Here is a 20292-nt window from a genome sequence, read left to right on the forward strand (position 1 = left end):
ACGGCAGTCATTATATCGCTCCAGGATTTAATCACGCTCATCCCTATGTTGGAACCTTCATTGCTCGGCTTAATAACGCACGGAAGGCTGAAATCATTAATCTTGCAGAGATTGCAATTCTCTTTTTCTATGACTGTATAGCCGGGTGTCGGTATGCCGCGGGCGCAAAATATTTCTTTTGACATCGCCTTATCAAATGATAATCTGCTTGCCAAAGGCCCTGAACCGGTATAAGGTATGCCCTGCTCGTCAAGCAATGCCTGCACGCCGCCGTCTTCGCCAAACCTTCCATGCAAAGCGATAAAAACAATATCCGCGTCAAGCGCGGCCAGATCTCTCTTAAGCGACTCCGCTCCTGTCACGTCAACCAGGACAGCGTCAATACCCGCAGAATAAAGCGCGTTAAATACGGCGGCGGCGGATTTGACAGATATGTCCCTCTCGCTTGACGGTCCGCCCGATAAGACTACGACCTTTCCAAAATTTCGCGTTAATTCCATTTTTTAAATTATCTCAACCTCCGTCTCAAGCGTGACATTAAAAACAGATTTTACCCGATTTTTTACAAACGAGATCAGCTTGATCACGTCCTCTGAACTGGCACGCCCCTTATTAACTATAAAATTCGCGTGTTTAGACGAGACCTGCGCGCCGTTTATCTTTCTGCCTTTCAGCCCGCATATGTCTATCATCTCTGCGGCGCTGATAACCGAACCGTCCGGATTCTTAAACACGCACCCCGCGCTCGGGGCCGTATAATCCTGGCTGGATAGCCTGCGGGCCAGATATTTGTTCATTAGAGCCCCGATAAGCGGCTTTCTTGATTTTTTTAACTTAAAACAAGCCGATAAGACAATAAAATTTCTCAAACCGCTATGCCTGTACTCAAAACGTATGTCATTACGATTCAATACCACAACCCTGCCATTTCTATCCATGCATTCGGCATATTTTAAGATACACGCGATATTACCGCCGTAAGCGCCGGCATTCTGAAAAATGGCGCCGCCGGCCGTTGCGGGTATGCCAATAAGAAATTCCGCGCCGCTTAATGAAAGCCCATGGGCAAAATCGCATAACCTGCTTACCATGGATCCCGCGCCGCATATAATATCATCTCCCCGCAAACTGATATTCCTGAAGCAAGGGGACGATAATTTTAGAAAGACATTGTTAAGGCCTTTCTCGCTGATTATTATATTACTACCATTGCCTATAGGCAATAGGGAAATTTTATTACGATCGCAGAGAAAAAGCATGTCTTTAATACCATCGGTATTTTCAGGCATATAAATACCGATAGACCTGCCCCCTGTTTTTATAGTTGTATACGGCCTCATAAGGGCATTGGGGATGAATTTTCCGGCAAGGCGGCCCTTAAGCCTTACAGAAACAATATCATCTAATAACCCGCGGCGGGGTTTATTTTTCTCTTTCATGTTTAAGCCTTGTGACAAATTCTCCTGATATTCTGCCTATATCTCCGGCGCCCAAAAAAAGCAGCAGGTCCCCGGGCCTTATAAAATCCATCAGATACCCAATTAATTTCTCTTTTTCCATGTAAACAGAATTGACTTTCTTTATCTTGACAACCTCATTGAATATGCACATGGACGTGACTCCAAATATGGGTTTTTCATCAGCGGCATAGATATCCGTAAGGATAAGACAATCGGTACCGTGAAACGCTTTGGCAAACTCTTTTTTCAGGAACCGGGTCCTGGTATAGCGATGGGGCTGGAATACAGACACTATACGCCTGCGTTTCATGTTCGCCGCCGTCTTTAGGGTGGCAACAATCTCTGTGGGATGATGGGCGTAATCATCTATTATCATAATATCGTCTATGCACGCCTTTTCCTGAAATCTTCGCTGGGCACCGCGGTATTGATATATCGCCCGCCTGACAGTATCAACGCCTATGCCGATATCAAGCGCGGTGAGTATGGCGGCCATCGAGTTTAACACATTGTGCTCTCCTGGCACATTGATTTTAAATCTACCTATCGGGGTCTTCGCGAAAATAAGATCAAATTCGGATTCCATAGGCTTTAACGCGATATTTCTAACACACAGTTCGTCACCCGGCAGTTTACCGTATTTTAACACGCGGTTTTTGCAATGTTTAACCATTCTTTTAATGTAAGGGTCCTCACCCCAGCATATAACAGCCCCGCCGGGCTGGACATTTTCCATAAATTTGAAATACGCCTCCTTTATCTGTTCAATGCCTTCATAATAATCAAGGTGTTCAAGGTCTATATTCGTAATAATCCCGTGATCCGGCCTAAGATAAAGAAATGAACCGTCGGATTCATCAGCTTCGGTCACAAAATATTTTCCATTTCCTATAAACGCGTTGCCGTTTAGATAAGGAACCAGGGCGCCGACCATGCCGCTGGGCTCAAGCCCTGCCTCCTTTAGTACTGTCGCCACCATTGAAGATGTGGTTGTCTTTCCGTGCGCGCCGGTAATCGCAATACATTTTTTCCCATCTCCGAGATATGCCAGAAACTCTCCTCTTTTGAAAACCAAAATCCCTTTCTTTCTGGCTTCAACAAGCTCAGGGTTAGCCGCCGATACCGCCGAAGAGTATACTACAACGTCATTGTCCCTGATATTTTCCCGGCTATGCCCTATAGCAATATCGGCTCCTTCGGATATGAGCCTGTCGGTTATATAACTCGGTTTTATATCCGAACCGGAAACCCTGTGGCCTCTTTTCAGGCAAAGCCAGGCAATACCGCTCATGCCGATACCGCCTATACCTATAAAGTGTATCTTCTTCCGGCTATTGAGCATTTATAAGCTCTATAATTTGGCCGGCGAGTTCACTACCGGCCTGGGGCCTTGAAAATAATCTCATATTGCTCCTCATCTGTTCCATCTGCCTATTATTATTTATAATGGAAAACACCTCGTCTTTGAGCCTGCCTGCCTGCAGTTGACTCTGAGGCAGGACAACCGCCGCCTGCCGCTTTGCCAGGCATAGCGCATTGGCTGACTGATGCCCCCCTGCCCCGGGATATGGAATAAAAACAGCAGGAATCGCAAAAAAAGCCAGTTCAGATATGGTCGTTGCGCCCGCCCTGCATATAACAAGATCTGCCGCTTTATAGCATAAAACCATTTTATCGCAAAAACCTCTGACCCAATGGACTATCTTATTCACCCTGTAAGATTCTTCAACTGCTTCCCTGTCAGCATATCCTGTTATATGAGCTATCTGTATGGAATCCCTTTCCACGATATTAAGCATCGCGGCCATATCCGAAACAGCTTTATTAATGGCAGAGGCCCCTAAACTACCGCCTATGATAAACAATGTCTTTCTCTTGTCTGAAAATTTCAAAGCAGACAGGGCCTCATGCCTTGTCACCATCTTTAATCCGTTTATCATCTCCTGCCTTATAGGGTTTCCGGTAAAAACATATTTACGCCCCTTATGTATCAATGGATGATCAAAACTCAAACATACCTTGTCCGCGATTTTACGTAACATGTAGTTCGCGCGGCCAAAAACAACATTTTGTTCATGTATCACGGTTTTTATTCCCATAGCAGACGCTGACTGTATTATTGGTCCGGAAATATACGCCCCGAAACCAACCGCTATATCCGGATTAATCCTGGCTATCAGGGTTTCCGCCTCAATGCGAGAACGGACAAGCTTTGATAAAAATCCAAACCATTTCAGCGATATGCCATACGGCATCTTCGGCACATTAAAAGCGCAATGATCAAATCCGGACGCCTTCATCATGGATTCGGCATTATGCGATTTATCAACAATAAAAAATAAATCAGAGTAACCCTGTCTTTTGAGTTCCTGAGCCAAGGCTACGGCTGGAAATATATGGCCGCCCGTACCTCCGCAAACGATTAATATTCTCACATGCCCTCACGTATAGTATGCCTGCTTTATCCGGGCAGGCATTTAAACCCGGTATTCATTATACCACTCACGGGGCCTTAACGCCTGTGTCTGGCTATATTCAGCAATAAACCAATACTGGCCAAACTGTATACCAGGGATGTGCCGCCATAACTTATAAAAGGCAGCGGCATGCCCTTTGTCGGGATAATAGCCGTTACGGCGGCTATATTTATGAGCACCTGCAAGGCTATCATCGTCACCAGACCAAAAGCCAGAAACTGCCCGAACAGGTCTCTGGCAAAATAGGCTATTTTAAACCCCAGCCATATAAGGAAAGCGAATAACAGCACTATGCCCATGCTTCCAACTATGCCGAGTTCTTCTCCTATGATGGAAAAAATAAAATCGGTATGCGCCTCCGGCAGATAAAAAAATTTTTGTTTTGAATGCGCCAAACCCACGCCAAAAACACCGCCGCTGCCGATAGCTATCATGGATTGTATTATCTGAAAACCCGCCCCTTTCGGATCAGACCATGGATTGATAAAAGCTATAATACGCTTGACCCTGTACGGCTTGGTGGCAATAAGCCCTGCCATTAATATTATACCAGGCGCCATAATTGTAAACAGCTGTTTTATATCAACACCCGCTATAAACGCCATTATTACAATAAGCAGGGCAAGCGCTACAGCCGTTCCGAGATCAGAACCGGCTAATATAAGCGCCAGGCATATGCCCAAGGCTATTACAAGCGGTAGAAACCCATGAAAGAAATCCTTGATTTCCGATTGTTTGCGCGAAAGTATGTCAGCCGCATAAAGAACAAGCGCCAGTTTCGCTATTTCAGACGGCTGAAAACTTACAGGCCCTATGCCTATCCAGCGCCTGGCCCCTCCTGCGGCCTTGCCCAGCCCGGGGACAAAAACCATACATAAAAGAAAAATGGAAAACAGTAAAAAAGGCTTAGATATATTTTTAAGCCTTCCGTAGTCAAAGCTCATGAAGAACACGGCCGCCATAATGCCAAACACCAAAAAAATAATGTGCCTTTTCAGGAAATAAGCGCTATCATGATATTTTTCATAAGCAAAAACACAACTGGATGAATAGATCATGACTACACCTACTGCCACCAGTATCAACACGACTAAAAATAGCATCACACGCGTTTTTCTCATGACAGGGTTTCTCCTTTACCACCACCCTTGCGTATGTTTAAAACATGATTTTTAAAATCTTCTCCCCGGGCCGCATAACTTTTATACATATCAAAACTCGCGCACATAGGCGACAATAAAACAAAATCCCCGGGCACAGCTTCTTCCCGGGCAATCTTTACCGCTTCTTCCATACCGGAGGCCTGGCGTACCGGCACCAAGGCCGATAAATCGTGCTTTATTTTGCCGCCCGCTTCTCCAATAACTATCACCACCCGGGCCCTGTCCCTGACCAGACTGCCTATGACGGTAAAATCACTGCCTTTGTCTCTGCCGCCGGCAATCAATACCACCTTACCCCGGAATGCCTTAAGTGCGGCGGCGCAGGAATCAACACTTGTTGATTTTGAATCATCAATATACCGCACCCCGCCCAATACGGCAACCTGTTCGCACCTATGGGCGAGCCCTTTAAAATTCATTAACGCTTTAAGCATTCCGTCCGGGGTCGCGCCCGCAAGATAAGCACAGCAGCATGAAGCCAGAATATTGTAATAATTATGCGCACCTGACAACAGCACATTATCCGACGAACAAAGTATCCGGTTCTCTCCGGACATATTAATAATGAAGTTGTTGTCTTTTAGATAAAAACCCCTGACTTCTTTTTTCACGCTAAAACAATATATTTTTGAACCTGGCGCCGGCCGGAGCCTGGCCAGCCTGTCATCATCGCTGTTTAATACAAAAAAATCACTTTGAGTCTGATTCTTATAGATATTCTTTTTGGAACAAAAATAATCGTTAAAATCAGGGTGTACATCAAGATGATTTTGGGTAACATTGGATATCAAGGCTATCTTCGGCCTGAAACTGTCCACATGCTTAAGCTGAAAAGAGCTCACTTCAAGCACGATATTTTGGCCGGGATTAGAAGACAATACAACCGATGAAAAGGCCTTGCCTATATTTCCGCAGAGAATTGACTGGCGCCCGGATTCCTTTAACATCATATCAATGAGGCTGGCGATAGTGCTTTTCCCGTTAGTGCCGGTAACAGCTATTATATCATTAGGCAAAAACCAGGAAGCGGCCTCAATCTCGCTTACAACAGGTATGGACCTGCGTCCGGCGTTTACCAGCGCGGGCGCGGTATCAGGCACCCCGGGGCTTACAACAATGATGTCCGAGCCTTCTATCAAATCCGTTCCGTCCAAGCCGAGACGCGTATCAATGCCGGCGGCAATAAGCCCGGCGGCAGTCTCGCGAAGCTGGGCGGAATCATTGGAATCCATGGCAAAAACGCAGGCCCCCATCTGTTTTAAAAGCATAGACGCCGCCTTGCCGCTTACCCCCAAGCCTATTACTGAAATTCTCTTTCCCTTTACTTCCATATTAGTATAATTTTAAAGTCACCAATGTAAAAAGCGCCAGTATCGCGGCAATAATCCAAAAACGGACCACAATCTTGGGCTCATGCCAGCCGCGCATCTGCAAATGATGGTGAAAAGGCGCGCAAAGGAAAATCCTCCTGCGCCTAAGCTTGAATGAAGCCACTTGCAGAATAACGGACAATGCTTCAAATACAAAAATACCGCCGGCAATAATAAGCAGCATCTCTTTCTTAACACAGCACGAGACGACACCGATACCTCCCCCGAGAGCCAGCGACCCCGTATCACCCATAAAAATACTCGCCGGATACGAATTAAACCATAGAAATCCCATACCGGCCCCTGTTAAAGCGGCGCAATAGACGCAAAGCTCTCCTGCTCCGGGTATATATTGCATATAAAGATAATTGGCTATCTGCATATGGCCCGCGGCATACCCTATCACGGAATACGCCAAAGCCACCATGATCATGCAGCCTATGGCCAACCCGTCCAAGCCGTCTGTCAGGTTTACGGCATTAGAAGAGGCTGTTATTACGACCATTACAAACAGAATATAAAAAATTCCGGCATTGAAAACAAGATTTTTTAAAAAAGGCATATATATGTTTGTGTCAACATTGGTGTCAAGAAAAAGAAAAGCTCCGACTATAAAACCAAGCGTTATCTGCCCGAGAAATTTCATCCTTTTGCTAAGGCCCGGGCCTCTTTTTGATTTCAGCTTCACATAGTCATCGCAAAAACCCAGTACCCCCAGCCAGATGGTGGAAAATATAGTAAGCAGGATATACCTGTTATCCAGCCTTGCCCATAACAATGTTGAGATTATAACGGAAGATATTATGATGAGGCCGCCCATCGTAGGCGTGCCTTGTTTGCCTTTATGGGCTGAATATATACCGGGGACTTCTTCTTCTGTCCGCACCCTTTCTCCGATATTAAATTTTTTTAAAATACTTATTATATAGGGCCCAAGCATGACACTGATCAAAAAAGCTGTTACGATTGCGCCCACAGTCCGGAATGTTATATAACGGAATACATTAAAACCGAAAAAGGTATCTCTTAACGGATACAGCAAATGATAGAACAATCTCTGCCCTCCTTATTTTTAAAAAATTTGGGAATTTTAATTTGAACGGTAAAAACCCGGCCCTGTTTCTCTTAGCCGGAAAGCCCGCTGACAATCTCCTCCATCCTCATTGATCTTGACCCCTTTACCAAAACAGTGTCCCCTTTTGTTATCCTGCGCCTAAAAAAATCCACTATTTCCATTTTGTCTTTAAAAATCTTGATATCGGAATTTTTCATTCCGCCGTCAGAAGCCCCTTTGGCCATGCTGTTGATATGGCTCCCGAACAAGACAAGCAGGTCGGCGGCTTTGGATTTTGCTATGAATTTTCCACACGCGTAATGGAGTTTATCGGCCCTGTTTCCAAGCTCCAGCATATCCGCGCATACAATGTAATTTTTTCCATGCCTGCTTTGACTCTTCAGGGCCGATACGGCGGATACCAAAGAAGCCGGGTTAGCATTATATGTGTCGTTTATCAATCTGAACCCGCCGCGGCAAACATCTATCTGCATTCTTCCGGGCGAGGCTTTAAAAGACGATATTGCCTCTTTTATCAGGCCGATGTCCATAAAAAGCGACGATACGGCAATAGCAGCCGCGGCATTATACACATTATGCGTACCTATGAGCGGCAAAAAAAAAGCTTCGCTGTTGACACAAAAACTTGTGCCATCCCAGCCCTGCCTGATTCTCCGGGCCCTAAAACAGGCTCTTGTATGACTAAGGGCAAAACCAATTTCCCTGATACCTTTATATCTTACCGTCATAAGCATTTTATCGTCAAAATTTTTCACCCACACACCGTCTCTTGGCAGTGCCTTGACCATGGCTGTCTTTTCCTTAAGCACGCCCGCGAGGGTCTTTAATCCTTGCAGATGCGACATGCCGATATTGGTAGTTATCACTATATCGGGCCTTATGATACTCGCGCTGCGTGATATTTCCCCCGGGGAATTGCTCCCTGCTTCTATAACAGCCGCGTTATGGCCTCTAAGCCTTAAAAGCGTTTTAGCCACCCCTATTAGGTTATTATAATTTGCCTCGGTTTTCAACACATTGTATTTGGCGGAAAGGATGTGGCTAATCAGGTCCTTGGTCGTAGTTTTTCCATTAGAACCAACAACACATATAAACGGTATGTCAAAGGCGCGCCTATGCTCTTTTGCTATCAACGCCAGGGCGTTCTCGGAGTTTTGGACAAATAATACCGGGATTTTCTTGAGTATATGGCAATTCGGGCAAATATCTGTTATCACTGCCGCGGCGCCTTTTTTAACGGCATCAGGTATAAATTCACTGCCCTGGAAATTTTTCCCGTTAAGCGCTATAAAGAGTTCGCCGGTTTTAATGGTGCGGGAATCGGTTGAAAACGAATGGATGAAACATTCTTTCGCCGGGCCCGAAACCCTGGCATTTACTGCTCTAATTATACTGCTCAACCTCATACAAAGCTCTCCGATAAACCAAGGCCTTCCATAGCTTGGCGGGCCACTTTTCTATCGTCAAAAGCCGTCGTAACATCTTTTGCGACCTGATAGTTCTCATGCCCTTTGCCTGCTATAAGCACGATATCTCCTCTTTGCGCCCCGGCCAAAGCGTGATGGATAGCCTCTCTGCGGTCAGTAATTACCTTATAATCCTTAAAATCACGGGGCAGGCCTTTTTTTATATCATCTATTATCGCCTCGGGTTCTTCATCGCGCGGGTTATCGCTCGTTATCACCACAAGATCCGACAACTCGGCGGCTACTTTGGCCATTCTCGGCCTCTTTTGTTTGTCCCTGTTGCCTCCACAGCCAAATACGGTTATAATTCTTTTCTGTTTTATCTGCGCAAGCGCTGTCAGCACGTTAAGAAGCGCGTTATCCGTGTGGGCGTAGTCAACAAAAACCGATACGCCGCCGCGGCAGGGGGCTATTCTCTCCATCCTGCCCGGCGCGGGCTTGAACTCTTTCATCGCGGTTTTAATACAGCCTGACGATAGGCCGATGGAAACAGCAAAGGCTATAGCGGAGAGCATATTGTATATATTATGCTCTCCAATGAGAGGGCTATCTATGCAAAACGACTCGTTTGGCGTGCAGACCTTAAAACTTGTCCTATCCGACGTCTGGGATATCCCGCAGGCTTTTATATCGGCACGGCCTTTTATGCCGTAGGTCAGCGTATCGGACTTTAGTTCATTGGCAAGCAAACAGCCGTAAGTGTCATCTATATTTATAATACTGCGGCCGTCTTTCTTGAGCATATAAAAGAGTTTGCGCTTTGCCTGAAAATATGTTTCCATATCTTTATGATAATCAAGATGCTCGCCTGTAAGATTTGTGAATATTGCCCTGTTAAACGTAATCGCGTCAACGCGGGACTGGTCCAGAGCGTGGCTTGAAACCTCCATGGCGCAGTTATTTATCCCCGAAGCCTCCATATCGCTTAACAACATTTGCAACATGATAGAAGACGGCGTCGTATTGACAGCCGGTATCAGCCTTGGGCCTATTTTATAATTCACGGTACCTATCATACCGCATTCCATCCCAGCCTTATTCAATAAGGCTGAAACCATATACAGTATAGTGGTTTTGCCGTTAGTTCCGGTAATACCCGTTACGTTCATCCTGCCAGAAGGATGGTTATAAAAATTGGCGGCTATCCTGGCGCATGAGCCCCTTATGTCCTTGACTATTACCTTGGTAATATTCTTGTATGTTATAAAATCCTTTTCTGCTGCGATGCAGACAGCTCCGCGCTCTATCGCCTCATCAATATAATCATAACCATTCAGTGAAGCGCCCTCAAAGGCGAAAAACATGCCCCTGCTCTTAACCTGCTTGGAATTATACGATATAGAATCAATATCAATTTCTCTGGCGCCTTTGACAAGGCAGGAATCAATTCCTCTAAGAAGCGGGTTAAGCCTCATCCTCGCCCTCCTGTTCAGTCCGAAGATACCTTAATGTGGCGTCACATATATCCCTGAATACAGGGGCCGCAACCGTGCCGCCATAATAACCATTACGGGGAGTATCAATCATAACGCATACGGTTATAGCGGGATTATCAGTGGGGGCAAAACCGACAAAGGACGCTACGTAATCTCTGTGTGAGTATTTTCCCGAAGGCTCTATTTTTTGCGCGGTACCTGTTTTTCCTCCCGCGGCGTAACGCGTAAGCTTTGCCTTACTGCCGGTTCCTGTCTCAATAACGGATTTCATGACGGCCCTTAATTGCCGGGCCGTGTCTTTACCGATAACGCGCCTTACCTGTTCGGGATAATACTGCCTGATAAACGCGCCGTCTTCATCTATAATACCGCTTACTATACGCGGTTTAAATAATACCCCGCCGTTGGCTACGGCAGAGACCCCCGCGGCAAGCTGGATCATCGTAACTCCTATTTCATGCCCTATGGGAATAGCCGCTATGGAGCCTTTTGTCCATGAATTTAAGGGCCGCAGCATTCCGCTAATTTCACCGTGCAACTCTACCCCCGTAGGAGAGCCGAATCCAAAACTCCGTATGTATTTATACAAATCCTTATCGCCAAGTTTAATAGCGGCTTTTACCGTCCCGATATTAGATGATTGCTCTATCACTTCTTTAAAAGTCAACTCACCGTGGCCGCGGTGATCGTGTAATGTCCTGCCTGCTATGGCCCAAGAACCGTTTTCACAAAAAAATTTGTCATTTAACGAAACCTTTCCGGAATCAATACAGGCGGCGGCAGTCACAACCTTAAACACGGAACCCGGTTCATAATAATCCGCGATCGCGCGGTTTCTTTTCTGCGCGCTTGAGGCCGTGCCAAACCGGTTAAGGTCATACGATGGCCGTACCGCGAGGGCAAGGACATCTCCGTTATTCGGATCCATGACTAGGGCAACGCCCGCGTTTGCCCGGTGTTTGGCCACTATCTTGGCCAATGATTTTTCAGCTATGTGCTGAATAACCTCATCTATTGTCAAAATAACGCTAAACCCGTTGATAGAAGGAACATGTCTATTGCCAAAGGCCTGGACTTCTCTGCCCTTTGCGTCTCTGATGCTTACCCTATAACCCTTTTTCCCGGCTAAATATTTATCATAGTAAGCTTCAATCCCCTCCAGCCCATTATTGTCAATACCGGAAAAACCTATGGTCTGGCACGCCAGCCCGGCATTCGGATAAAAACGTTTTGTCTCATCAATAATCTGCACGCCTTTGATATTAAGATTTTTTACCTTGTCCGACTGCTCCTGTGAAATCTTACGCGCAAGCCAGACAAACATCTTATCACGGTTAAGCCTTTCATATAAAAAATCCTCGCTTTGATTCAAAGCCCTGGAAAGCGATCTGGCCGCCTTGCGTTTCTCCTTTACGTCTCTGGCTATGGCATAAACCGAATCAACTTTAAGGCTTAAGGCGAGTTTACGCATTTTTCTGTCCAATATATCTCCCCGTTTCGGCTCAAGTTCAATACGGACCATGTGCTGCATACGGGACAGATGAAGCGCTTTTTTATAAAAAAATATGTGCATATATATCAATCGCGCGCAGATAAGTGTAATAAATATTGTAAAAATAAGTGATATCACACCTATCCGTGATTTATATTTCCTTGTGCTATGCAAGTTAGGGGCTCTTTCTCACTGGAGGGTTTATATCCTTGCGCTAAACAACCGCGTGGATTACATACGGTAAATACATAAAAATCTAATCACTTACTTCTTTTGCTATGGCCTCATTATTAAAAGAAAACATGCTTAAAAATAAACCGGATACAGGTATCGGCAGTCTTACGGGGCCGGCTGTAACCTCTGCGGCAACAGGCGCCTTAATTTTCACAGTCACCGAATCAAGAGGCATCGCGGCACAGCCTTTAATATTCTCTTTAAATTTACTGTCAAGCCGCGCGGACGACTCCAGCACGGATATACCGTATCGTAAATCATTATTCTTATCAACCAATAATTCCAAATCCCTGCTTGAGTTATTTATAGTATAACCGCATTCAATAAGGTTGGCATATTGGTGGACATAAATAAGTGATACAAACGCCGCAATAACTATTATGGAAACGGCCCTTGCCATCCTTATATCCTTTCAGCCGAGCGCATTTTCGCGCTTCTGGCTCTGGGGTTTAAAACTATCTCTTCTTCGCGCGGCCGTATAGGCTTTTTTGTAATAACTCTCAACAAACCGTCTTTGGCAAACGCCCTAAGGGTATGTTTAACTATTCTATCCTCAAGGGAATGAAACGATATCGCCACAATCCGGCCGTTCTTTTTTAAAAAACCGGGGACCTTTAACAAGGCGCTTTCTATGGACTTTAATTCATCGTTAACAAATATCCTGAAAGCCTGAAACGCCCTCGTGGCGGGGTTTATCCTTTGAGCGTATTTCCGCCCTACGGCATTTGTTATGACCGCGGCCAATCTGCCTGAATCATATATAGGCGATATCCTTCCGGCTTCCACAATCGCTCTTGATATCGTCCGCCAGTACCTTTCTTCTCCAAATGTCCTGATTATATTGCCTATCTGATTTTCAGTCATTGTTTCAAGCATTTCCCATAAAGGCCGGCCTTTTGTCCTGTCAAGGCGCATATCCAGGGGCCCGCTGTTTGAAAAGCTAAAACCCCTTTGCCCGTCATCTAATTGCAATGATGATATGCCAAGGTCAAAAAGCACTGCGTCAACCTGTCCAATACCCAGAGATGCCAATACCTTGTCAAAACAGCAGAAGTTTTCATTAAAAAGACGGAAATTTTTTCCAAACTCTCTTAGTATTTCAGCCGATTTATTAACAGCCAAATTATCGGCATCTAAACCTATAAGCATCCCATCGGGCGAAATCTTTTTCAGTATCTCAACGGCATGCCCGGCACAACCTAAGGTGCAGTCAAGCACCACGCTACCGTTTCTACAATTTAAATTTTCCAGGGCTTCGCTTAATAATACGCTTTTATGCACAGTATCCTTAGCGCTTATCTCTTCCTGCCAAGGGCCCTTTCTCCGCTTTCGGATTCATGCCGACCGCCCGGGGAGCGCAATTAAGAGCGCGCATTTTTTTGAATCTTTCAATAGCGGAATAATTTTCATCTAACATTTTTTTCCTTAGACCAAGTCCGTTGCTAACTGTCATAATATGCACCGCCCGACTTACTCGTTGATAAGATTCTCGGCTATTTCTTCAAACGATTCTTTTGAATCAGCGTAAAAATTCTTCCATAGGTCGCGTGACCATATCTCTATTCTATTAGATACGCCGATAAAAACAACATCTTTTTTTATTAAGGCGTATTCTTTCAGATACCCCGGCAAGAGTATACGGCCCTGCTTATCAGGGGTAATGTCCTGGGCTCCTGAAAATATTATACGGTTAAATTTACGGTGTTCTGATTTTGTAAAAGGCATGGAACGAAACTTTGACTCCTGCATTTTCCATTCTTCTTCAGTAAAAACGAAAAGGCATTTATCAAGTCCGCGTGTCATATACAGCTTTTCCGCGTACGCCTCTTTTAAGGCGTCCCGGAATTTGGAAGGTATTATTAAACGGCCCTTGCGGTCCAGCGTATGTTCAAATTCACCATAAAACATGTTTTGACCCTTTGTGCCGCATAAACTTTTTTCGCATTGCCAAACAGTGTTTACAAAGAGACCGATTATCGCGTAGCTAAATCCAACCATGCATACCGGCTCTCTGATGCCATCCCTTATCGCCCACCGAGAAGGGTCATCCACCAAGAAAGGCCTTATACTTTACCCACCGAGAAGGGCCATCTGATAAAAAAATCTTAATGCTTCTCCCACCGAGAAGGACTAATGACCTGTATAAACCACTTTACTCCACTTTAAACCACTTCGTTACAAATATACTACTTATACGGCTTATTGTCAAGATGATATTTTTACATAACGCAATAAATTTTATATTATTATTTAATAACAGTTTTAAGCAAAAACCATTATTACAATCCACTGTTTTTTTAAGTCAAAATCAGGGCAGGATATAACGGGCAGGTATTGTAAAAAACAACCTGTAAGACGAGGCTTGCTATTGCATCAAAGCATCATATATCTAATAGGCCCAGATACCTTTTCTTTCATTTTTTGAACGGCGTTGAAGGCTTAAAAAATCGTCGGCATATTTTGTATTTGGCGGGATAATATATACCTTGGCATAACCGGCTTTAATCAACTCCGCGTTGACAAACGTTTTATCAACATAGACATAAGCAAGAAGCCTGTTGTATTTGTCTCTTCTGACAGTGTCAAATTCCAGGCGGACATTCTTACCTTTTACAAGACGCGAATTAAATTCCTTTGCCTGTTCGGCAAGATATTCAGCAGGCGGATTTTTATAATTCATTTCAGGCGTATCAATACCGAGATACCTGACCCTTTCTTCATTGTCAAGTTTTACGGTATCTCCATCATAAACATAGACAACCCTTGCCCGGTATGGGCCGGCGTCAATGCCCGCGCACCCGCAGAAAAAAAATGGCGTCAGCGCCGTAACCAGCACAGAAAAAACAAGATTACGCATTGAGATACGCATACCTTATTATGAATAATACTGAAAAAACGTACAACAGCGGATGGATCGCCCTTGCCCTGCCGGCGATAATGTTGAGCAATACATAAGATATAAAACCAAAAGCAATGCCCTCGGTTATGCTAAAACCGCAAAAGGGCATCGCCGCGATGGTAAGAAACGATGGTATTGATTCCGAATACCTGTCCCAATCAATATTACGAACGCTTGACATCATCATAACACCAACTATTATCATGGCGGGCGCCACTACAGGATATAAAAAATGGTTTTCAGAAACCCTGTATCCGCCTCCCACCATGCTCACAATCGGATGAAAAAAAACCGCCAAGACCATAAGCACGCCCGTAACAATACTCGTCAAACCTGTCCTGCCCCCGGAGGATATACCCGCAACCGATTCAATATAACTAGATACCGTTGACGTGCCAAGCCCGGCACCGGCAACCGTGGCGGCTGCGTCGGCCAATAAAGCGCCTCTGGCCCTGGGTAATTCTCCATTTTTCGTAAAACCCCCTTTTTCGCCGACGCCAATCAACGTGCCAACCGTGTCAAAAAGATCTAAAAAGAAAAAAACGAATATTATCTCTAAAAAACCGATGCCTAATACCGATTTTATATTCAGTTTCATGAATGTGGGCATTATTGAGGGCACGGGACTGACGATACCTTTATATTCCAACAACCCGAGCATAGAACCAAGAAATGCCGTTAATAACATTCCTATAAGCATAGCCCCTCTGACATTGAGAACAAGCAGGGCGGATATTGACATGACCCCGAATATAGACAGCAGTACGGCAGGATTTTTAAAGCTTCCCAGCTTTACATATACTACCGGGTCCGGTATCGTAAGTCCTGACCATTCAAAACCTATCATGGCTATAAGAAGCCCTATCCCAACGGTAATAGCGTGCCTTAAGCTTAACGGCACAGCCTTTATTATGTTCTCTCGGAAACCGAACAAAGCGCATAGGATAAAAATCACGCCTGATATAAACACTGCGCCGAGAGCGGCCTGCCAGGGCAGTACGCGGGAATCTGCGCCTAAAAGACCGGCGATAAAAGGACATGCCACATACGTGAAATAAACATTGTGTCCCATGGCCGGCGCTAACGCTATGGGATAATTAGCCAGCAATGCCATAAGAAAGCACCCGATCGCGCTGGCAAGACAGGTTGCCACCATAACGGATTTAAAATCCATACCGACCGTTGAGAGAATAGCCGGTTGAACGCAGATGATATAAGCCATTGTCATAAAAGTCGTGATACCGGCTATGACCTCTGTCCGAACATCCGTATTATTTTCTTTTAATTTAAATAACTTCTCAATCATCCGCGGCGGACCTCAATAAGGAACGACATAATTTTCTTCGTCCGTCACATTCATATAGTCTTGAAATGTCATATGCCCAAGTATCTCTTCGTTTATCTTAGCCCTTCTGGCCGAAAGATACGGATGCGTATACCAGTAACGCTTCGGGCCGGTTTTACCTGCCATCTGCCACTTGATGAGCTTATCAATCGCCCTGACCATGGCATTGGGATCTATCTCTGTTTTTTTGAGATATTTAACGGCCAGGGCATCAGCCTCATACTCATGTTCCCTGCTGTTGGCGAGCATCAAATGGCCCAGAGCTTCTCCTGCCTTGTATTTTGTGTAAGAATCTTTGGCCCCGCTTACAACGAGTATCTGCATTACCTGGTAGCCTATGCTGTCCTGAAGCCTCTTTATGCTGTGCCGGGCACAGACGTGTCCCACTTCGTGGGCCAATATGGCGGCTATTTCATCATCATCAAGTTTTTCAAGAAGGGCCTTAAATATATAGATATAGCCGCCGGGCAGGGCAAAGGCATTTTCCGTATCATCAACATCAAGGACCCGGAACCTGAATACAAGCTCTTTCCTGTCAGAAACAAGCGCTATCATCTGCCCTATCCTGGCAACCTTTTCCTGGTTCAGATAATTTTCGTCAAGTTTATATTTTTTTTCCACCTGTTCGGATATGGACCGGCCCATCTCTATTTCTTTTTCAATGGGTATCAACAGGGTTTCTTCTTTTCCGGTAGCAAGATTATATTCAGAATAGGGGTAAACAAAATTGATATGATACAGGCAAAAAAACAACAGCAGGCTTATAAGCTTATGCCAGGACATCATCAAAGATTAGCCTCTCATACGCTGGATAAGGCCCTCTAATTCCTTCGGGTCATTAGACCTCTGCATGGCAATATCCTCGTCAATAACATTTTCCATTACCAGCCTTGCGAGAGACCCGTTCAAGGTTATCATACCGTCTTTGGCGCCTGTCTGTATAGCGGAATAAAGCTGATGCAGATTATTTTCGCGTATAAGATGCCTTATCGCGGGGTTAACATTCATGATCTCGTATGCCAACACTAAAGAGTCTTTATCTTTTCTCGGTAAAAGCTCCTGGACAATAACTCCGACAAGCACGGAGGCAAGCTGTATACGCACTTGCTGTTGTTGCTCGGCCAAAAAAACATCCATTATACGGCTGATTGCGTGTGTAGAGCTGTGAGTGTGCAGTGTCGCAAGTATCAAATGCCCTGTTTCAGCAAGCGTAAGCGCCGTGCTTATCGTGTCAAGGTCCCTCATCTCGCCGATCATAATGACATCCGGTGATTCACGCAATACATGCCGCAGGGCTTCGCTGAAAGACGAAGTATCACTGCCGATCTCGCGCTGATCTACAATAGATTTCTTATGCGAATGGATAAACTCAATAGGGTCTTCTATGGTGATAATATGGCAACGCCGTCTTTCATTTATATGCTCAAGCATGCTTGAAAGCGTGGTAGACTTTCCACTGCCGGTAGGCCCTGTCACAAGAATAAGCCCGTTAGGTTTATTTACAAAATCAACTACCATTTCAGGCAGGCCCAAATCCTTGATTTTCGGTATATCAAATGGTATAAGCCTGATGGCCATACCTATTGAGCTCCTTTGGTAATAGGCATTCAGCCTGAAACGGCTGATACCTTCAACACCGAATGACGCGTCCAACTCCTTGTCTTTTTTAAAACGCAGCATCTGTTCTTCTGTCAGTACCGAGGCAAGCAACTGCTCAATCTCATCGGATTTCATCGGATTCTGATATTTGATAGACTGCATCTCTCCTCTTAAACGCAGCATCGGAGGCGCGCCGGCGGCAAAGATAAGGTCCGACGCCTTAAGGTTGTTCATCAACTCAAGCAGCTGTCTTAACTGATCCATACTGGTATCCTTTCAAATATACGTGAAGAATATAACGAGCGCCTATAAGCCGAGTTCTGTCAATGAAATTATGCCGGCGCGGCATTGCGTAAAAGAATTACGCCAAGCCTTGCGGCATAAGCGCCTACGTGATAAATATCCAAGGCGTTATTTTCACCGGATGGCCATCTATCTGGCCCTGTTATTGCTAACAGGATCGTCTTCCTTTTTAGGGGAAAGCAGCGACCTGACCCGCCCCGCGAACTAAGGAACGGACAGCTCCTATGGCAGGGCCTATTTGGTCTTGCACCGCGTAGAGATTGCCGCGTTTCATCTCACGACCATTGTTATGGATTAGTATAAAAGGCCGCGGGCAGTCTTGCCCGCAGGCCCTTATGGCCATACGCAATAAATCGCTACTCGTCTCTGTGGCTCTCGCCTTTCTAAAACATCCCGCAAAAAGGCGACCTTTTCAAAACCCTAAGGCATTGAAAAGGTAATCCGCCCCTGCATGGATAAAACCTGCAGGGGGACGGGCGTTACCCGCTACGCTGTCCTGTGGTGCTCGGACTTTCCTCTGCCGCCAGGTTTACCCGAGGTATTTTTTACCGGGCAAAACACTCTGACGGCAGCGGCCATCAGGCGCGCGTCATATTCTTCAAAGAACAATAATCCGGACATCTTATTTTAAAACAAAAGACCTGCCGCTCTTTGGCGGCATTGCGGCATCTATGGCCTTGTTCGCCAGTTTATCAGCGCCCTTGTTCTGCTCTCTCGGGATATTATTGACTATCACCTTGTCAAAATGAACAAGGGCCTTCCTTGCTTTCTCATGCAGGCCTTTAAGCACGGGGTTTTTTACCTTGTATTCTCCTGATAATTGTTTTGCCAGCAATTCGCTGTCCGTATTAATTGAAATAGCTTTAGCGCCTAATCTGCGGGCCTCTTCCATGCCGGTGATAAGAGCCGTGTATTCGGCCACATTATTGGTAGCATTTCCTATAAATTTATCAATATTTCCTACAACCTGCCTGTCTTCATCCTCAAGGATTATACCCACTCCCGCCGGACCGGGGTTTCCGCGCGCGGCGCCGTCAACATATAAAGATAAAAAATCACGCTTTGTCTTCTTCATCGGTTATATAAAGCATCCGCTGGCAGTTTTCGCATTTTATGATAGCCTGCTTCATTTTGATCTCGTTGATAACCTGCGAGGGCATATGCATATAGCATCCTCCGCAGGCTCCGTTCACGATACGGGCAAGCGCCTGGCCGTCCCTGCCTAAAAGTATGCGCTCGTATTCGGCTAAGAGTTTACCGTCTAATAGCGGAACTATCTGCTGTCTTTTGGCGTTCAACTGCTCAATGTCCGATTTGATATTGCTTATATCTTTCTCAACCAAGGCTGTCTGCTCTTCTGTTTTTTTTGATTCTTGGCTGAATTTTTCTTTTTCAGATTCCAGTGTCTTTTTTGCCTGATCAATAGTATCCATAAGGTTGATTATCTCTTCCTCAAGCAGAGAATTATCCGCCTTCCGGCTGCCTATCTCATTAATCATAGCCGTGTATTCTTTATTTGTCTTTATCTGGTATAGCTGTGCTTCCAGTTTTTTTATCTCCGACTCCTTTGAGCCCAAGGACACCTCTTTTCCCTTGTGCTCAAGCTGCAGCGCCTTAAGATTGTCTTCGGCTTTCTTGACGCCTAATTTTTTGGACTCAAGCGAGGCCTTGAGCAAAACAATCTGTCCGGGCCTGTCGTCAAGTTCTGCTTTCATTTTGTAAATCTGAATATCTATATCCTGAAGTTTTATAAGGAATTCCGTTTGCTGTGGAATATCTAATTCATTAGACATAGTATAAAAATTATATCATACAAGGCTAAAATTACAAGCAATATTTTACATTATGTCAAGCCAAAATTAAAATGTCCGGTTTTTACCAAAATTAAAATGTCCGGTTTTAATTAAAAGTAGCAGTAGCAGCTTTTCTTTCTTTTTGGTTCTTTTTCTTTCTTTGTTAATAAGTGCAAATTG

Annotated in this window: 19 protein-coding genes and 1 other RNA gene; all 20 read right to left on the bottom strand. The window is 45.0% G+C overall.

Features of this window, described 5'->3' with window-relative positions; translation table 11 throughout:
* On the bottom strand, positions 1–500 hold a 500-nt coding region (locus PHV77_07115; protein MDD5505051.1), incomplete at its 3' end, for a D-alanine--D-alanine ligase.
* Between the two features lie 3 nt (positions 501–503).
* Entirely contained in the window at positions 504–1439 is a 936-nt protein-coding gene (gene murB / locus PHV77_07120; protein ID MDD5505052.1) for a UDP-N-acetylmuramate dehydrogenase, read from the bottom strand.
* Positions 1423–2802, bottom strand: a complete 1380-nt coding sequence (murC, locus tag PHV77_07125) for a UDP-N-acetylmuramate--L-alanine ligase (protein ID MDD5505053.1) — start codon at positions 2800–2802, stop codon at positions 1423–1425. Before murC ends, murB begins: the two co-directional genes overlap by 17 nt.
* On the bottom strand, positions 2792–3895 hold the full coding sequence (gene murG / locus PHV77_07130; GenBank protein ID MDD5505054.1) for an undecaprenyldiphospho-muramoylpentapeptide beta-N-acetylglucosaminyltransferase: 1104 nt from the start codon (positions 3893–3895) through the stop codon (positions 2792–2794). The genes murC and murG overlap by 11 nt, the downstream gene beginning before the upstream one ends.
* 77 nt (positions 3896–3972) lie before the next feature.
* Positions 3973–5058, bottom strand: coding sequence for a putative lipid II flippase FtsW (ftsW, locus tag PHV77_07135; protein MDD5505055.1), 1086 nt, complete (start codon positions 5056–5058; stop codon positions 3973–3975).
* Positions 5055–6431, bottom strand: a complete 1377-nt coding sequence (murD, locus tag PHV77_07140) for a UDP-N-acetylmuramoyl-L-alanine--D-glutamate ligase (GenBank protein MDD5505056.1) — start codon at positions 6429–6431, stop codon at positions 5055–5057. The genes ftsW and murD overlap by 4 nt, the downstream gene beginning before the upstream one ends.
* A 1-nt stretch (position 6432) precedes the next feature.
* The gene (gene mraY / locus PHV77_07145) at positions 6433–7524 is read right to left on the bottom strand and encodes a phospho-N-acetylmuramoyl-pentapeptide-transferase (protein ID MDD5505057.1); all 1092 of its coding nucleotides are present in this window, start codon (positions 7522–7524) and stop codon (positions 6433–6435) included.
* A gap of 71 nt (positions 7525–7595) precedes the next feature.
* Positions 7596–8951 (bottom strand): UDP-N-acetylmuramoyl-tripeptide--D-alanyl-D-alanine ligase, encoded by a 1356-nt coding sequence (locus tag PHV77_07150; GenBank protein MDD5505058.1) that lies wholly within the window; start codon positions 8949–8951, stop codon positions 7596–7598.
* The gene (locus PHV77_07155) at positions 8948–10426 is read right to left on the bottom strand and encodes a UDP-N-acetylmuramoyl-L-alanyl-D-glutamate--2,6-diaminopimelate ligase (GenBank protein ID MDD5505059.1); all 1479 of its coding nucleotides are present in this window, start codon (positions 10424–10426) and stop codon (positions 8948–8950) included. The genes PHV77_07150 and PHV77_07155 overlap by 4 nt, the downstream gene beginning before the upstream one ends.
* On the bottom strand, positions 10416–12020 hold the full coding sequence (locus tag PHV77_07160) for a penicillin-binding transpeptidase domain-containing protein (protein ID MDD5505060.1): 1605 nt from the start codon (positions 12018–12020) through the stop codon (positions 10416–10418). The genes PHV77_07155 and PHV77_07160 overlap by 11 nt, the downstream gene beginning before the upstream one ends.
* Positions 12021–12195: 175 nt before the next feature.
* The gene (locus PHV77_07165; protein MDD5505061.1) at positions 12196–12573 is read right to left on the bottom strand and encodes a hypothetical protein; all 378 of its coding nucleotides are present in this window, start codon (positions 12571–12573) and stop codon (positions 12196–12198) included.
* Positions 12574–12575: 2 nt separating this feature from the next.
* The gene (gene rsmH / locus PHV77_07170; GenBank protein MDD5505062.1) at positions 12576–13454 is read right to left on the bottom strand and encodes a 16S rRNA (cytosine(1402)-N(4))-methyltransferase RsmH; all 879 of its coding nucleotides are present in this window, start codon (positions 13452–13454) and stop codon (positions 12576–12578) included.
* A gap of 189 nt (positions 13455–13643) precedes the next feature.
* A complete protein-coding gene (gene mraZ / locus PHV77_07175; protein MDD5505063.1) occupies positions 13644–14081 on the bottom strand; it encodes a division/cell wall cluster transcriptional repressor MraZ in 438 nt (145 codons plus the stop codon).
* A gap of 481 nt (positions 14082–14562) precedes the next feature.
* Positions 14563–15030, bottom strand: a complete 468-nt coding sequence (locus tag PHV77_07180) for a thermonuclease family protein (protein MDD5505064.1) — start codon at positions 15028–15030, stop codon at positions 14563–14565.
* A complete protein-coding gene (locus tag PHV77_07185; GenBank protein ID MDD5505065.1) occupies positions 15023–16378 on the bottom strand; it encodes an NCS2 family permease in 1356 nt (451 codons plus the stop codon). The genes PHV77_07180 and PHV77_07185 overlap by 8 nt, the downstream gene beginning before the upstream one ends.
* Positions 16379–16390: 12 nt before the next feature.
* Complete coding sequence (locus PHV77_07190) at positions 16391–17203, bottom strand: M48 family metalloprotease (protein ID MDD5505066.1); 813 nt, start codon at positions 17201–17203, stop codon at positions 16391–16393.
* A 6-nt stretch (positions 17204–17209) separates the two neighbouring features.
* On the bottom strand, positions 17210–18280 hold the full coding sequence (locus PHV77_07195) for a type IV pilus twitching motility protein PilT (GenBank protein MDD5505067.1): 1071 nt from the start codon (positions 18278–18280) through the stop codon (positions 17210–17212).
* Positions 18281–18309: 29 nt separating this feature from the next.
* Positions 18310–18910: RNase P RNA component class A (rnpB, locus tag PHV77_07200), an RNA gene on the bottom strand.
* Between the two features lie 31 nt (positions 18911–18941).
* Positions 18942–19394, bottom strand: coding sequence for a ribonuclease HI family protein (locus tag PHV77_07205; protein ID MDD5505068.1), 453 nt, complete (start codon positions 19392–19394; stop codon positions 18942–18944).
* Positions 19375–20112 (bottom strand): C4-type zinc ribbon domain-containing protein, encoded by a 738-nt coding sequence (locus PHV77_07210; GenBank protein ID MDD5505069.1) that lies wholly within the window; start codon positions 20110–20112, stop codon positions 19375–19377. The genes PHV77_07205 and PHV77_07210 overlap by 20 nt, the downstream gene beginning before the upstream one ends.
* Positions 20113–20292 lie beyond the last annotated feature (180 nt).

It is taken from the genome of Candidatus Omnitrophota bacterium (assembly GCA_028716165.1).
Taxonomy (GTDB): domain Bacteria; phylum Omnitrophota; class Gorgyraeia; order JABMRG01; family JABMRG01; genus JAQUQI01.

Excerpts from the sequence above, each read along its gene's own strand:
- murD (MDD5505056.1), bottom strand. The coding sequence starts at position 6,431 with ATGGAAGTAAAGGGAAAGAGAATTTCAGTAATAGGCTTGGGGGTAAGC.
- PHV77_07190 (MDD5505066.1), bottom strand. The coding sequence starts at position 17,203 with ATGATGTCCTGGCATAAGCTTATAAGCCTGCTGTTGTTTTTTTGCCTG.
- murB (MDD5505052.1), bottom strand. The coding sequence starts at position 1,439 with ATGAAAGAGAAAAATAAACCCCGCCGCGGGTTATTAGATGATATTGTT.
- PHV77_07185 (MDD5505065.1), bottom strand. The coding sequence starts at position 16,378 with ATGATTGAGAAGTTATTTAAATTAAAAGAAAATAATACGGATGTTCGG.
- ftsW (MDD5505055.1), bottom strand. The coding sequence starts at position 5,058 with ATGAGAAAAACGCGTGTGATGCTATTTTTAGTCGTGTTGATACTGGTG.
- PHV77_07165 (MDD5505061.1), bottom strand. The coding sequence starts at position 12,573 with ATGGCAAGGGCCGTTTCCATAATAGTTATTGCGGCGTTTGTATCACTT.
- PHV77_07155 (MDD5505059.1), bottom strand. The coding sequence starts at position 10,426 with ATGAGGCTTAACCCGCTTCTTAGAGGAATTGATTCCTGCCTTGTCAAA.
- PHV77_07195 (MDD5505067.1), bottom strand. The coding sequence starts at position 18,280 with ATGGATCAGTTAAGACAGCTGCTTGAGTTGATGAACAACCTTAAGGCG.
- mraZ (MDD5505063.1), bottom strand. The coding sequence starts at position 14,081 with ATGTTTTATGGTGAATTTGAACATACGCTGGACCGCAAGGGCCGTTTA.
- PHV77_07210 (MDD5505069.1), bottom strand. The coding sequence starts at position 20,112 with ATGTCTAATGAATTAGATATTCCACAGCAAACGGAATTCCTTATAAAA.
- murC (MDD5505053.1), bottom strand. The coding sequence starts at position 2,802 with ATGCTCAATAGCCGGAAGAAGATACACTTTATAGGTATAGGCGGTATC.
- PHV77_07160 (MDD5505060.1), bottom strand. The coding sequence starts at position 12,020 with ATGCACATATTTTTTTATAAAAAAGCGCTTCATCTGTCCCGTATGCAG.
- PHV77_07205 (MDD5505068.1), bottom strand. The coding sequence starts at position 19,394 with ATGAAGAAGACAAAGCGTGATTTTTTATCTTTATATGTTGACGGCGCC.
- PHV77_07150 (MDD5505058.1), bottom strand. The coding sequence starts at position 8,951 with ATGAGGTTGAGCAGTATAATTAGAGCAGTAAATGCCAGGGTTTCGGGC.
- PHV77_07180 (MDD5505064.1), bottom strand. The coding sequence starts at position 15,030 with ATGCGTAATCTTGTTTTTTCTGTGCTGGTTACGGCGCTGACGCCATTT.